This is a genomic window from Stenotrophomonas sp. LARHCG68 (assembly GCF_052871705.1).
This window is the reverse complement of the sequence record NZ_JBIXJV010000001.1, coordinates 52,578-66,076: the sequence shown is the minus strand read 5'-3', so window position 1 is coordinate 66,076 and position 13,499 is coordinate 52,578. Positions and strand designations below refer to the sequence as shown.

General features: G+C 68.4%; 8 protein-coding genes. 3 read left to right on the top strand and 5 right to left on the bottom strand.

Translation table 11 applies throughout. The annotated features are described in order from the left end of the window. Positions 1–47 precede the first annotated feature (47 nt). The 4 genes from ACIPR8_RS00275 to ACIPR8_RS00260 form a co-directional block, all read right to left on the bottom strand. Positions 48–347: a LysM peptidoglycan-binding domain-containing protein gene (locus ACIPR8_RS00275; RefSeq protein ID WP_323438556.1), complete on the bottom strand. Its 300-nt coding sequence runs from the start codon at positions 345–347 to the stop codon at positions 48–50. Positions 348–444: 97 nt separating this feature from the next. Continuing rightward, positions 445–1,260 carry an NADPH-dependent 7-cyano-7-deazaguanine reductase QueF gene (gene queF, locus ACIPR8_RS00270; RefSeq protein ID WP_446539801.1) on the bottom strand — a complete coding sequence of 272 codons (816 nt, stop codon included), beginning with the start codon at positions 1,258–1,260 and terminating at the stop codon, positions 445–447. Between the two features lie 82 nt (positions 1,261–1,342). Continuing rightward, on the bottom strand, positions 1,343–2,206 hold the full coding sequence (locus ACIPR8_RS00265; protein WP_446539800.1) for a DUF4261 domain-containing protein: 864 nt from the start codon (positions 2,204–2,206) through the stop codon (positions 1,343–1,345). Between the two features lie 47 nt (positions 2,207–2,253). Continuing rightward, the gene (locus ACIPR8_RS00260) at positions 2,254–3,570 is read right to left on the bottom strand and encodes an amidohydrolase (RefSeq protein ID WP_446539799.1); all 1,317 of its coding nucleotides are present in this window, start codon (positions 3,568–3,570) and stop codon (positions 2,254–2,256) included. A gap of 288 nt (positions 3,571–3,858) precedes the next feature. On the opposite strand from ACIPR8_RS00260, the gene ACIPR8_RS00255 reads away from it, so the two are divergent. The 3 genes from ACIPR8_RS00255 to ACIPR8_RS00245 are packed head-to-tail and all read left to right on the top strand — an operon-like array spanning position 3,859 to position 11,495. Then, positions 3,859–5,097 carry an efflux RND transporter periplasmic adaptor subunit gene (locus tag ACIPR8_RS00255; RefSeq protein WP_446539798.1) on the top strand — a complete coding sequence of 413 codons (1,239 nt, stop codon included), beginning with the start codon at positions 3,859–3,861 and terminating at the stop codon, positions 5,095–5,097. A gap of 47 nt (positions 5,098–5,144) precedes the next feature. After that, positions 5,145–8,369 (top strand): efflux RND transporter permease subunit, encoded by a 3,225-nt coding sequence (locus tag ACIPR8_RS00250; protein ID WP_446539797.1) that lies wholly within the window; start codon positions 5,145–5,147, stop codon positions 8,367–8,369. Positions 8,370–8,378: 9 nt separating this feature from the next. Continuing rightward, positions 8,379–11,495, top strand: coding sequence for an efflux RND transporter permease subunit (locus ACIPR8_RS00245; RefSeq protein WP_446539796.1), 3,117 nt, complete (start codon positions 8,379–8,381; stop codon positions 11,493–11,495). Between the two features lie 329 nt (positions 11,496–11,824). Here the strand turns inward: ACIPR8_RS00245 and ACIPR8_RS00240 are convergent, their stop codons facing one another. Further along, entirely contained in the window at positions 11,825–13,489 is a 1,665-nt protein-coding gene (locus ACIPR8_RS00240) for a vWA domain-containing protein (RefSeq protein ID WP_446539795.1), read from the bottom strand. Between the last annotated feature and the right edge of the window lie 10 nt (positions 13,490–13,499).

Sequence of the window (13,499 nt, the reverse complement as noted above, 5' to 3'; positions counted from 1 at the left end):
ATTGCTCCGGTATGTGTTTGGTTTTGGACAGCGGAAACGGTGCTGCATCAGGCCTGGCGCGGCGGAATCCTGAGGACCTGACCGGGGAAGATCTTGTCCGGGTCGTCCAGCGCATCCCGGTTGGCCTCGAAGATCTGCTTCCACGCGTTGGCGTCGCCGAGCAGGTGTTTGGCGATCCTGGAAAGGTTGTCACCCTTCTGCACCGTGTACTGCTGCTCGCTCACGATCTGCTCGGTGCTGGTCACCGATGCGGTCACGTCTGAAAAGTCCGCTTTCTGCACGATCTGCTCCGTACTGGTAACGGAGGCAGAAACGTCAGAGAAATCCGCCTTCTTGTCGGTACCCATCCAAGCCACTCCGCTTCTTGACTGGCGACCACGATTACACGCCGCCTGTTAAGGTTTTATCTCGGCCGTGTAAAAACCAGCGTACGGGGCTGAATGTTCATTGACGCAGGTCGCGGATCGGCGCGGTGGCGGCGGTCCGGTCCGGGCTGGCCCGGCGCGGATTGATGTCCAGGCCGCCACGGCGAGTGTAGCGGGCCTCCACCTCCAGCGAGGCTGGGCCGCAGCGGCGCTGCAGGTCCAGGAAGATGCGCTCCACGCACTGCTCGTGGAACTCGGCATGGTCGCGGTAGCTGACCAGGTAGCGCAGCAGGCCTTCGCGGTCGATGCGCGGCCCGCAGTAGCGGATGCTGACGCTGGCCCAGTCCGGCTGGCCGGTGACCGGGCAGTTGGACTTGAGCAGGGCCGAGGTCAGGGTCTCCTCGACCGCCGTGCCGGCATCGGCCAGCAGGAAGCCGGCGTCCGGCGGCCCGTAGCAGTCGATGTCCACGTCGACGTGGTCCACCGACTCACCGTCCGCCCCGGCGAAGGCCGGCAGGCCGAACTCGACCCGCACGTCGGCGCCGGCGCAGGCCGACAGGTCGGTGGCGATGCGCTCGCGCACCGCCTCGGGCCGGTTGAAGCGCGCGTTATTGAGCGAGTTCAGGTAAAGCTTGAGCGACTTGGACTCGATCAGGTTCGGCGAGGTCGCCGGCACCCACAGGGTCAACGTCTCCACGCACGGCTTGCCGCGGGCGTCCAGCCAGCCCAGTTCATAGGCGTGCCAGCGGTCTTCACCGTGGAAAGGCAGGTCGCCGCCGCCCAGGCCGATTTCCGCGCGGGCCCCGGCACGGGGGATCGGGAACAGCAGGCTGGCGTCGTACTGGCGGGGGTAATCGACCTCGCGGCCGAGGCTGGAATCTTGGGGGGTATTCATCGGCGCCATTGTAGGGGCAGCAGTTTGAGCGGCGGATTTACCGACACCCGCTTTCACTGCACACCCCACCCCAGGCGCAGGTTCAGTTCAGCAGCCGCTTCCACCACGACGTGCCCGGCTTGGCCTGCGGCACCTCCTCGCTCTGCAGGCGCATCACCTGCCGCTCCGGGTCCAGCGCCGAGGGGCCGTAGACGACGCGGATGCGTTCCTCGGCACTGGCCCCCAGGGTGTCGCCATCGCTGATGACCATGCCGTTCTCGACCAGGTAATCGACGATGCCGGTGAGCCGGCCGAACACCTCCTCGGCACTGTCCTGGGTCTCGGGAATCTCGATGTCCATCAGCCCCAGCATGTCCATGCCGCGGGTGTGACCGGTCATCACCCCGTCCGGGCGGGCGCCGACGTTGATCGCCACCCAGGCGATCGGCATCGGCTCGGGCAGGGTGGCCTGGGTCAGTTCACGGAACAGGCCCGGCAGCACCACGTGGTTGGCACTGCCGAAATACACCGCCTGGATGCTGTCGGACAGGGCGATGGCCGAGGCCAGCACGCGGCTGAGCAGCGCGGCCTGGGCGACCAGGTTGGTGTCCTGGCCGTCCTGGCCGAACGCCATCACGGTGACGATGGTGTGCGCGGCGTAATCCACCGGCGCCGGCGTGGCGTCGGGCCACAGCCGGCTGTGCGCGCAGATCTGGTCGATGTCGTCGCCGATCTGCACCGGGATCGGCATCAGCGCGATCAGCGCATCGCCGTACTCCAGGCATTGCATCGGCGACTCGTCGCCGCCGGCCGCCTTGTCCTGGCCGTCCTCGGCGGGCATCTCGCCCAGCCGCAGCAGCGACGGGTCCAGGTCGGGCCAATCGCTGCGCATCTGCGCCAGCAGGGCGTCGGCGGTGAGCGTTGGATCAAGCTGCGATTGCAGCAGCATGGCCAGGCTGGCGCTCATGGGAGTGTCCTTCTTCCGTGTCGAGGGGGGCACGACACTACCGGGAGTCAGCCAGCCTTGCCACCGTGCAGGTAGTCCAGCGACACCTGCAGCAGCGCGCGCAGGCCGACGTCCAGCGCCTTTTCATCGAGCAGGAACTTCGGCGAATGGTTGCTGGGCGCGGTTGCCGGGTCGATGCCCGGGGACGTCGAGCCGACGAAGAAGAACATCGCCGGCACCTGCTGGGCATACAGCGAGAAGTCCTCCGAGCCCATCTGCAGCGGCGGCTCGTAGACGTTGTCCGTGCCCACCACCGCCTGCAGGCTGGGCAGCATGCGCGCGGTCAGGGCCGGGTCGTTGACCGTGGCCGGGTTGCCGTCGTTCTCGTAGATATCGGTCACGGCGGTGGCGCCGTGCGCGGCGGCGGTGTGCTCGGCGACGTTGCGCAGGTCGGCGAAGATCTGCCGGCGCATGTCCGCATCGAAGGTGCGGATGGTGCCGACCATCTCCACCGAGTCGGGGATGATGTTGTAGCGGATGCCGCCCTTGATCGCGCCGACGGTCAGCACCGCCGGCTGCCTGGACAGGTTGGCGCGGCGGCTGACGATGGTCTGCGCGGTGCCGATCAGGTCGGAGGCGGCGACGATCGGGTCGATCCCGTTCCACGGTGCCGAGCCGTGGGTCTGGCGGCCGTTGACGGTGATCGAGAAGCGGTCCGAGGCCGCCATCAACGGGCCGCCGCGCACCGCGATCTGCCCGGCCTGGACGCTGGAGAACACGTGCAGCCCGAACACGGCCTCGGGCTTGAAGTCCTTGAACAGGCCCTGCTTGAGCATCAGGTCGGCGCCGCCCTGCTCCGGCGGCGGCGCGCCTTCCTCGGCCGGCTGGAAGATCAGCATCACTTCACCTGGCAAGCGGTCGCGCATGGCCACCAGCGCATCGGCCACGCCCAGCAGGGTGGCGGTATGGGCATCGTGGCCGCAGGCGTGCATCACCCCGACCTGCTCGCCGCGATACTCGGCCTTGGCCCTGGAAGCGAACGGCAAGCCGGTCTGCTCGGTGACCGGCAGCGCGTCCATGTCGGCACGCAGGGCGATCTTCGGGCCCGGCAGGCCGCCCTTGATGATCGCCACCACGCCGTGCACGGCAACGCCGGTCTTCGGCTGCAGGCCCATCGCGCGCAGGCGCTCGGCGACCTTGGCCGCGGTGCGCTCCTCGCGGTTGGAGAGCTCGGGGTGTTCGTGAAAATCGCGACGCCAGTCCACCACCTGCTGCTGCTGCCGCCTGGCCGCCTCCGCCACTTCCGGGCGTTGTGCCTGCTGTGCCTGCGCCAGCGGGGAGAGGGCGCACAGCAGCGCGGTCAGCAACACGGTCGTGCGGGCCATCGGCAATTCCTTGGAAAGGGAGCGTTGGGGGACTGTAAGCCAGAACCGGGGCCGTGCGCCGCCGGGGCGTGACCGGAAGGCTTCGGCCGAGCGTGGCTCGGCACTACCGGGACAATGACGGCCGGGTGTGGCACTACGGCGGTCAACCCGGGGCGCTCTGGAACGTTCACGACCCTGTCGCGGTCTGAGCGCGTAGGCCATCGGTCATGAAACAGACCGACACGGGCCGGCGCTATCCTTGGCAGCTTGATCGTTTCTTCCCCTTATCGGTTTCTCAGGAGTTTTCGCATGTCGCGTTTCTGGAAGATTGTGCTGCTGGTCATCGCAGTGCTGCTCGTGGCCGGGATCGGCTACCGGGTGATGGGGGGCGGCAAGCAGAAGGCGGGCGCGCCGGCGGCAGATGCCATGCGCGGGGGCCAGGGCGGGGGCAACGACGCCCCGGTGCCGGTCACCGTGGTCGCCGCCGAGCGCAGGAACGTGCCGGTGTACGTGACCGCCCAGGGCACGGTGACCGCCTACAACACCGTCACCGTCAGCCCACAGGTGGGCGGTGAGCTGCTGAGCGTGAACTTCCGCGAAGGCCAGGCCGTGAAGAAGGGTGAGCTGCTGGCGCAGATCGACCCGCGCACCTTCCAGGCCCAGTACGACCAGGCCGCGGCCAGCAAGCGCCAGAACCAGGCCCTGCTGGCCACCGCGCAGTCCAACTTCGAGCGCTCCAACTCACCGGAATACCGCCAGTTCGTCGCGCAGACCGACCTGACCACGCTGCGCAACCAGGTGGCCCAGTACCAGGCCGCGGTGGCCGCCTCGCAGGCGTCGATGGACCAGGCCAAGGTGCAGCTGGACTACACCCGCATCACCTCGCCGATCAATGGCGTTGCCGGCATCCGCGCGGTGGACCCGGGCAACGTGGTCAGCGCCGGCACCCAGATCGTCACCGTGACCCAGCTGCAGCCGATCTACGTGCTGTTCAACCTGCCCGAGCAGCAGCTCGACGCGGTGCGCAGCGCCCAGCAGGCCGGACCGCTGCAGACCGCCACGCTCGACCGCGAGGGCGGCAGCGTGGTCAACGCCGACGGCAAGCTGCAGGTGGTGGACAACCAGATCAGCAGCACCAGCGGCACCTTCCGCCTGCGCGCCGAGTTCGGCAACGCCGAGGGCGCGTTGTGGCCGGGCCAGTTCGTCAACGTGCGCATGCAGCTCAACGAGCTGCCCGATGCGGTGGTGGTGCCGGCCGAAGCCGTGCAGCGCAGCAGCAACAGCGACTTCGTCTACCTGATCAAGGCCGATGGCACGGTGACGCTGCGCGACGTGGTCCAGGGCGGCCAGGTCGATGACAGCCACGTGGTGATCAGCAAGGGCCTGCAAGGCGGCGACAAGGTGGTCACCGAAGGCCAGTTCCGCCTGAAGGAAGGCAGCAAGGTGACCCAGCTGGCGCCGGGCCAGGCACCGCCGGAACCGACCGAGGACCAGCTCAAGGCGGCCAGCCAGAAGGGCCGTGGCGGCAGGGGTGGTCCGCCGCGCTGACGCGCCGCGCGCCCTCCGTCCCTCCCCCTTCGCACCAGGAATCGCCCGTGGGCTTCTCGACTATCTTCATCCGCCGACCGATCGCCACTTCACTGCTGATGATCGGCCTGATGCTGCTGGGCATCCTCGGCTACCAGCGCCTGCCGGTGGCCGCGTTGCCCGAGATCGAGGCGCCCAGCCTGGTGGTGACCACGCAGTACCCCGGTGCCAGCGCGCAGACCATGGCCTCGCTGGTGACCACGCCGCTGGAGCGGCAGCTGGGCCAGATCTCCGGCCTGGACATGATGACCTCCGACTCCTCGGCCGGGCTGTCCAGCATCGTGCTGCAGTTCTCGATGGAGCGCGACATCAACACCGCCGCGCAGGACGTGCAGGCCGCGATCCGCCAGGCCACCCTGCCCAGCTCGCTGCCCTACCAGCCGGTCTACAACCGGGTGAACCCGGCCGATGCGCCGATCCTGACCCTCAAGCTGGCCTCGGACACGCGCCCGCTGCGCGAGGTCAACGACCTGGCCGACTCGGTGCTGGCCCAGCGCCTGTCGCAGACCGACGGCGTGGGCCTGGTCTCCATCGCCGGCAACGTGCGCCCGGCCGTGCGCATCCAGGCCAACCCGGCGCAGTTGTCGAACATGGGCATGACCCTGGAGGACCTGCGCAGCGCGCTGACCCAGGCCAACGTCAACGCGCCCAAGGGCTCGCTCAACGGCAAGACGCAGAGCTACACGCTGTCCACCAACGACCAGCTGGCCGACGCGGCGGCGTACAACGACATCATCATCCGCTACCAGAACGGTGCGCCGGTACGCCTGCGCGACGTGGCCAAGGTGGTCGACGGCGTGGAGAACGACCAGATCGCCGCCTGGGCCGACGGCAAGCCGGCGGTGCTGCTGGAAGTGCGCCGGCAGCCCGGCGCCAACATCGTCAAGACGGTGGAGAGCATCCGCCAGATCCTGCCCAGCCTGCAGGCGATGCTGCCGGCCGACGTGACGCTGGACGTGTTCTCCGACCGCACCGTGACCATCCGCGCCTCGGTGCACGACGTGCAGTTCACGCTCATCCTCACCATCTGCCTGGTGGTGGCGGTGATCTTCGTGTTCCTGCGCCGCCTGTGGGCCACGGTGATCCCGTCGGTGGCGGTGCCGTTGTCGCTGCTGGGCACCTTCGGGGTGATGGCCTTCGCCGGCATGTCGCTGGACAACCTGTCGCTGATGGCGCTGACCGTGGCCACCGGCTTCGTGGTCGACGATGCGATCGTGATGATCGAGAACATCGTGCGCTACATCGAGCAGGGCAAGGACGGCCAGGAAGCGGCCGAGGTGGGTTCGAAGGAGATCGGCTTCACCGTGCTGTCGCTGACGGTGTCGCTGATCGCGGTGTTCCTGCCGCTGATCCTGATGCCCGGCGTCACCGGGCGCCTGTTCCACGAGTTCGCGTGGGTGCTGTCGATCGCGGTGGCGATCTCGATGCTGATCTCGCTCACGCTCACGCCGATGATGTGCGCCTACCTGCTCAAGCCCGACGCCCTGCCCGAGGGTGACGACGCCCACGAGCGGGCGGCGGCCGCCGGCAAGGTCACCGCCTGGTCGCGGCTGGTGCACGCCTACGAGCGCAGCCTGGACTGGGTGCTGCGCCACCAGCGCCTGACCCTGGGCATCGCGCTGGCCTCGGTGGCGCTGACCGTGCTGCTGTACATGGCCATCCCCAAGGGCCTGCTGCCCGACCAGGACACCGGCATGGTCACCGGCGTGGTGCTGGCCGACCAGAACGTGGCCTTCGACCAGATGCAGCTGCGCACCCAGGCCGTGGCCGAGGCGCTGCGCCACGACGAGGCGGTCACCGGTGTGGCCGCCTACATCGGCGCCGGCACCATGAACCCCACGCTCAACCAGGGCCAGCTGAGCATCGTGCTCAAGGACCGTGGCGAGCGTGACGGGCTGGACGTGATCCTGCCGCGCCTGCAGGCCGCCGCCGCGCATATCCCCGGCGTCGCGCTGTACCTCAAGCCGGTGCAGGACGTGACCCTGGACACGCGCGTGGCCGCCACCGCCTACCAGTTCTCGCTCTCGGACATGGACAGCACCGAGCTGGCCGCCCAGACCGAGCGCGTCACCGATGCGCTGCGGCGCCTGCCGGAGCTGGCCGACGTGGACAACAACCTGGCCAACCATGGCCGGGCGCTGCACGTGCAGGTGGACCGCGACAAGGCCAGCCGCTACGGCGTGCCGATGCAGACCATCGACGACACCCTGTACGACGCCTACGGCCAGCGCCAGATCTCCACCATCTTCACCCAGCTCAACCAGTACCGCGTGGTGCTGGAAGTGGCGCCGGAGTTCCGCAACAGCGACGCGCTGATGAACCAGCTGGCGATCGGCAGCAACGGCAGCGGCACGCTGACCGGCAGCAACGCCACCACGCTGGGCCAGGTGAGCTCGAGCAACTCCTCCACCGCCACCGGCATCGGCAACAGCAACACCGGCATCGCGCTGGGGGGCGGCGGCAGCATCCCGCTGTCGGCCATCGCCATCGCGGTGCCCGGCACCGCGCCGCTGATCGTCAGCCACCAGCAGCAGCTGCCGTCGGCGACCATCTCCTTCAACCTGGCCCCGGGCTACTCGCTGTCCGAAGGCGTGGACGCCATCAACAAGGCGGTGGCCGAACTGCAGCTGCCCCAGCAGATGCAGGCCCAGTTCATCGGCACCGCCGCCGAGTTCTCCAGCAGCCAGACCGACGTGGTGCTGTTGCTGCTGGCCGCCATCGCGGTGATCTACATCGTGCTGGGCGTGCTGTACGAGAGCTACATCCACCCGCTGACCATCATCTCCACGCTGCCGCCGGCCGGCGTCGGCGCGCTGCTGGCGCTGTACCTGTGCGGGATGAGCCTGTCGGTGGATGGCATCGTCGGCATCGTGCTGCTGATCGGCATCGTCAAGAAGAACGCGATCATGATGATCGACTTCGCGCTGGACGCGCAGCGGGCCGGCGCCAACGCGTACGACGCGATCCGCCGTGCCTGCCTGCTGCGCTTCCGCCCGATCATGATGACCACCGCGGCGGCGATGCTGGGCGCGTTGCCGCTGGCGCTGGGCACCGGCATCGGTTCGGAGCTGCGCCGCCCGCTGGGCGTGGCCATCGTCGGCGGCCTGCTGCTCTCGCAGCTGGTCACGCTGTACACCACGCCGGTGATCTACCTGTACTTCGAGCGCCTGTCCGAATGGGCGGCCAGGCGCCGCGAGCAGCGTGCCGCCGCGCGCCTGCACGCCGCCCGCTGAGGCGCACGGATGAACATCTCCGCGCCCTTCATCAAGCGCCCGATCGGCATCGGCCTGCTCGCCATCGGCCTGTTCTTCGCCGGCCTGGTCTGCTACCTGCGGCTGGGCGTGGCGGCCCTGCCGAACCTGGCCATCCCGGTGATCTTCGTGCAGGCCTCCAACACCGGTGCCGACGCCAACACCATGGCCGCCACGGTGACCGCGCCGCTGGAGCGCCACCTCGGCCAGGTGCCGGGCATCGACACCATGCGCTCGAGCAGCAGCGACGGGCGCAGCATGGTGTTCCTGATGTTCAACACCAGCCGCGACATCGACGCCGCCGCGCAGGACGTGCAGGCCGCGATCAACGCGGCGATGGCCGACCTGCCGGCCGGCATCAACACGCCCACCTACCAGAAGGCCAACCCCAACGACGACCCGGTGATCGCGCTGGCGCTGACCTCGGAAACACAATCGGTCGCCGAGCTGTACAACCTGGCCGACTCGCTGCTGGCGCAGCGGCTGCGCCAGTTGCCGGGCGTATCACAGGTGGACATCGCCGGTGCCTCGACGCCGGCGGTGCGCATCGACCTCAACCTGCGCGCGATGACCGCGCTGGGACTGAGCCCGGACGACCTGCGCAACGCCATGCGCGCGGCCAACGTGGCCTCGCCGCTGGGCTTCCTCAGCGACGGCAGCAGCCAGACCGCGATCGTCCTCAACGACCAGGTGCGCAAGGCCTCGGACTTCGCCAACGTCGCCATCTCCACGCATGACGGCGCGGTGGTGCGGCTGAAGGACATCGCCACCGTCTACGACGGCCAGCAGGACGCCTACCAGGCCGCCTGGTTCAACGGCAAGCGCGGCGTGCTGATGTACGTGTACCTGCGCAGCGGCGACAACCTGGTCGCCACCGTGGACCGGGTCAAGGCCTCGGTTCCGTCGCTGGCCGGCTACCTGGACGCCGGCACCACGCTGACCCCGTACTTCGACCGCACCCCGACCATCCGCGCCTCGCTGACCGAAGTGCAGATCACGCTGATGATCAGCCTGGCGATGGTGATCCTGACCATGGCGCTGTTCCTGCGCCGCCTGGCCCCGACCCTGATCGCGGCGGTGACGGTGCCGTTGTCGCTGGCCGGCGCGGCCCTGGTGATGAGCACGCTGGGCTTCACCCTCAACAACCTGACCCTGCTGGCGCTGGTGATCGCCATCGGCTTCGTGGTGGACGATGCGATCGTGGTGATCGAGAACATCATGCGCCACCTCGATGAGGGCATGCCGCGCAGGCAGGCCGCGCTGGCCGGTGCCCGCGAGATCGGCTTCACCATCGTCTCGATCACCGCATCGCTGGTGGCGGTGTTCCTGCCGATCATCTTCGCCCAGGGCATGCTCGGCGCGTTCTTCCGCGAGTTCACGCTGACCCTGGTGGCGGCGATCGTCGTTTCGGCGATCGTCTCGCTGACCCTGACCCCGGCACTGTGCGCGCGCTTCCTGCAGCCGCATGAGGCTCACGTTCACGAGTCGCGTACCCATCGCATGCTCGACCGCATGCACGAAGGCATGTTGCGCCTGTACACCGTGGCGCTGGACTTCTCGCTGCGCCACTGCCTGCTGCTGGCGCTGACCCCGCTGCTGCTGATCGTGGCGATGGTGATGCTGGCCGGCGCGGTCAGCAAGGGCTCCTTCCCCGAGCAGGACACCGGGCTGATCTGGGGCCGGGCCAGCTCCAGCGCCACCGTGTCCTTCCAGGAAATGAGCACGCGCCAGCGCCGCCTCAGCGACATGTTCCTGGCCGACCCCGCGGTGAAGATGGTCGGCTCACGGCTGGGCTCCAGCCGCCAGGGCAGCAGCGCGCAGTTCAACATCGAGCTGAAGACCCGCCAGGACGGCCGCCGCGAGCCGACCAAGGACGTGGTCGCCCGCCTCAGCGCCAAGGCCGCGCAGTTCCCCGACCTGGACGTGCGCTTGCGTGCGATCCAGGACCTGCCCTCCGACGGCGGCGGCGGTGGCCAAGGCGCGCAGAACCGCGTGACCCTGCAGGGCAACGACGCCGACCAGCTTGCCGAGTGGCTGCCCAGGCTGGTGGAAGTGCTCAAGCAGAACCCCAAGCTGCGCGACGTGGGTTCGGACGTGGACAAGGGCGGGCTGATGCAGAAGATCGTCATCGACCGCGAGAAGGCCTCGCGGCTGGGCGTGAGCATCGGTGCCATCGACGGTGCGCTGTATGGCGCGTTCGGCCAGCGCCAGATCTCCACCATCTACGCCGACCTCAACCAGTACGGCGTGGTGGTCAACGCGCTGCCCAGCCAGACCGCCAGCCCCTCGGCGATCGAGGACCTGTATGTGGCCTCCAGGAGCGGGCAGATGATCCCGCTGACTGCGCTGGCCCACCAGGAAGCCGGCCTGGCGCCGTCGCAGGTGACCCACCAGAACCAGTACACGGTGATGGACCTGAGCTACAACCTGGCCCCGGGCGTGAGCAGTGGCGAGGGCGATGCCATCGTCAAGGCTGCCATCGACGGCCTGCGCATGCCGGGGGACATCCGCCAGACCGAACGGGGCGGCTTCGGCCAGGCCACCGATCCATCGGCGATGCTGATGCTGATCATCGCCGCGATCGCCACGGTCTACATCGTGCTGGGCATGCTGTACGAGAACCTGGTGCACCCGGTGACCATCCTGTCCACCCTGCCCGCGGCGGGCATGGGCGCGCTGCTGGCACTGTGGGTGACCAACACCGACCTGTCGGTGATCTCGATGATCGCGCTGGTACTGCTGATCGGCATCGTCAAGAAGAACGCGATCATGATGATCGACTTCGCGCTGGTGGCCGAGCGCGAGCACGGCAAGTCTCCGGCCGAGGCGGTGCGCGAGGCGAGCATCGTGCGGTTCCGCCCGATCATGATGACCACGATGGTGGCCATCCTGGCCGCGCTGCCACTGGCCATCGGCATCGGCGAGGGTTCGGAACTGCGCCGCCCGCTCGGTATCGCGATGATCGGCGGCCTGCTGATCTCGCAGAGCCTGACCTTGCTGAGCACGCCGGCGCTGTACGTGATCTTCTCGTGCCTGCAGAAGCATTGGCGCAACTGGCGTGCGCGTGCGAAGGAGCGCAAGCGCCTGCGCAGGCTGGCCCGTGCGTGAGTGACCGACAGGCCGGGAGTGCATTCCGGCCTGCATGACGCGACGGACGTGCAGCGCGACACGCTCTGCCCTTCCCTTTGCAGGACGCGCTCTGCCCCCTCCCTTTGCCGCAGGCAGGGGGAGGACTGGGGAGGGGTGCCGTTGATCTGGCTGTTCCGTTGCTGTGGTTGCCATGTATGCGGCCGAAGGAGCAGGAGCATCGGAAGCCACTGCTCAAAGCCAAAGCAACCCCTCCCCTACCCTCCCCTGCGCTACGCGCAAGGGAGGGGGAAGATCAACCGCAACAGCAGTGACGGTGGCAGCTGCACCGCTGGCACGGCTCCGCCGCGTCAATCCGCCTTCGGCGCGGGGCGTGCAGGCGTTTCCACCAGCCCCTGCCCCGCCTTGACCAGCTGGATGAACTGCGCGCGCTCGCCTTCCGGGTCATCACCGCGCGCGTCCCGCGCTGTTGCGATGATCTGCTCCCAGCTCCAGCCCGGCATGCGCTCGCCACCGCGCAGTGCATCGGCAAAGCCCGCCACCGCCGAGGCGAAACGCAGCGACTCGCTCGGCGTCGCGCGCAACGTGCTGGCCAGCACCGGCTGGCGGATCAATTCACTGCTGTCGCTGCCCGGCAGCTTGTAGCGCAGGCGTACATCGGCCACCTCGTCCCCGTGGGCAGTGCCGGTCGGCGCCTTGTCTGCGTACCGCAACGCCGGCAACTGCTCGGCACCACTGCCCACCGGCACGATCTCATACAACGCGGTCACTTCATGGCCGGGGCCGATGTCACCGGCATCCACCTTGTCATTGGCGAAGTCCTCGTTGTTCAGCACGCGGTTCTCGTAGCCGATCAAGCGGTACTCCGACACCCGCGCCGGATTGAACTCGACCTGGATCTTCACGTCACGGGCGATGGTGAACAGCGTGCTGCCCATCTCGCGCACCAGCACCCGCCGCGCTTCGGACAGGCTGTCGATGTAGGCATGGTTGCCGTCGCCGACATCGGCCAGGCGCTCGGCCATCGCATCGTTGTAATTGCCGGTGCCGAAGCCCAGCGTGGTCAGCGCGATGCCGCTCCTGCGACGGTCACCGACCAGCGTCTCCAGCGCCTGGCGATTGGCCACGCCCACGTTGAAATCACCGTCGGTGGCCAGGATCACGCGGTTGGCGCCACCTTCGACATAGGACTGGCGCGCCATCGCATAGGCCAGTTCGATGCCGGCACCGCCGTTGGTGCTGCCGCCGGCCTGCAGGCGTTCGAGCGCGGCGATGATCTTCCCATGCTGGTCGCCCGGGGTCGGCTCCAGTACCAGGCCCGCCGAACCGGCGTAAGCGACGATGGCCACCCGGTCCTGGCTGCGCAGCTGCGGCACCAGTTGCGCGAAGGCGCGCTTGAGCAGCGGCAGCTTGTCCTGCGAATACATCGAGCCGGAGGTGTCGACCAGGAACACCAGGTTCATCGGCGGCAGCGCGGCCCGGGACTGTTCATAGCCCTTGATGCCGATCATCAGCACCTGCCTGCGCGCGTCCCAGGGCGCGCGCGCCAGCTCGGTATGCACGCGGAACGGCACCGCCTTGTCGGCCGGCACCGCGTAGCCGTAGTTGAAGTAGTTGATGAACTCCTCGGCACGCACCGCATCGGCCGGTGGCCGCACGCCATCATCGAGCATGCGCCGTACGTTGCTGTAGCTGCCGGTGTCCACGTCCACCGAGAAGGTCGAGACGGGTTGCTCGGTGGTGCGCTTGACCGGGTTGTCGTCCGGCCGCTCGTAGACCTCGGTGTTGGCCGCAGGCACAACCTGCGAGCCGATGGCGGCAAACGGGTCCCGGCGTGGCGCGCCGGCGGCGCTTGGCGGCGCTCCTGAAGGCACCACCCTGCGTACGGGTGATGCCTTCTGCAGTGCCGGGGGTGCCGGCAATGCCTGGACGTACCTGTCGTCCTTCACCTTGTGGGAACAACCCGCCACCACCATGGTGGTCATCATCACCATCGCGCAGCTGCGCAGTCTCATCGGCCAATTC

Coding starts and splice junctions, on each gene's coding strand:
- ACIPR8_RS00260 (WP_446539799.1), bottom strand. CDS start 3,570: ATGGCCCGCACGACCGTGTTGCTGACCGCGCTGCTGTGCGCCCTCTCC.
- ACIPR8_RS00240 (WP_446539795.1), bottom strand. CDS start 13,489: ATGAGACTGCGCAGCTGCGCGATGGTGATGATGACCACCATGGTGGTG.
- ACIPR8_RS00265 (WP_446539800.1), bottom strand. CDS start 2,206: ATGAGCGCCAGCCTGGCCATGCTGCTGCAATCGCAGCTTGATCCAACG.
- ACIPR8_RS00255 (WP_446539798.1), top strand. CDS start 3,859: ATGTCGCGTTTCTGGAAGATTGTGCTGCTGGTCATCGCAGTGCTGCTC.
- queF (WP_446539801.1), bottom strand. CDS start 1,260: ATGAATACCCCCCAAGATTCCAGCCTCGGCCGCGAGGTCGATTACCCC.
- ACIPR8_RS00275 (WP_323438556.1), bottom strand. CDS start 347: ATGGGTACCGACAAGAAGGCGGATTTCTCTGACGTTTCTGCCTCCGTT.
- ACIPR8_RS00245 (WP_446539796.1), top strand. CDS start 8,379: ATGAACATCTCCGCGCCCTTCATCAAGCGCCCGATCGGCATCGGCCTG.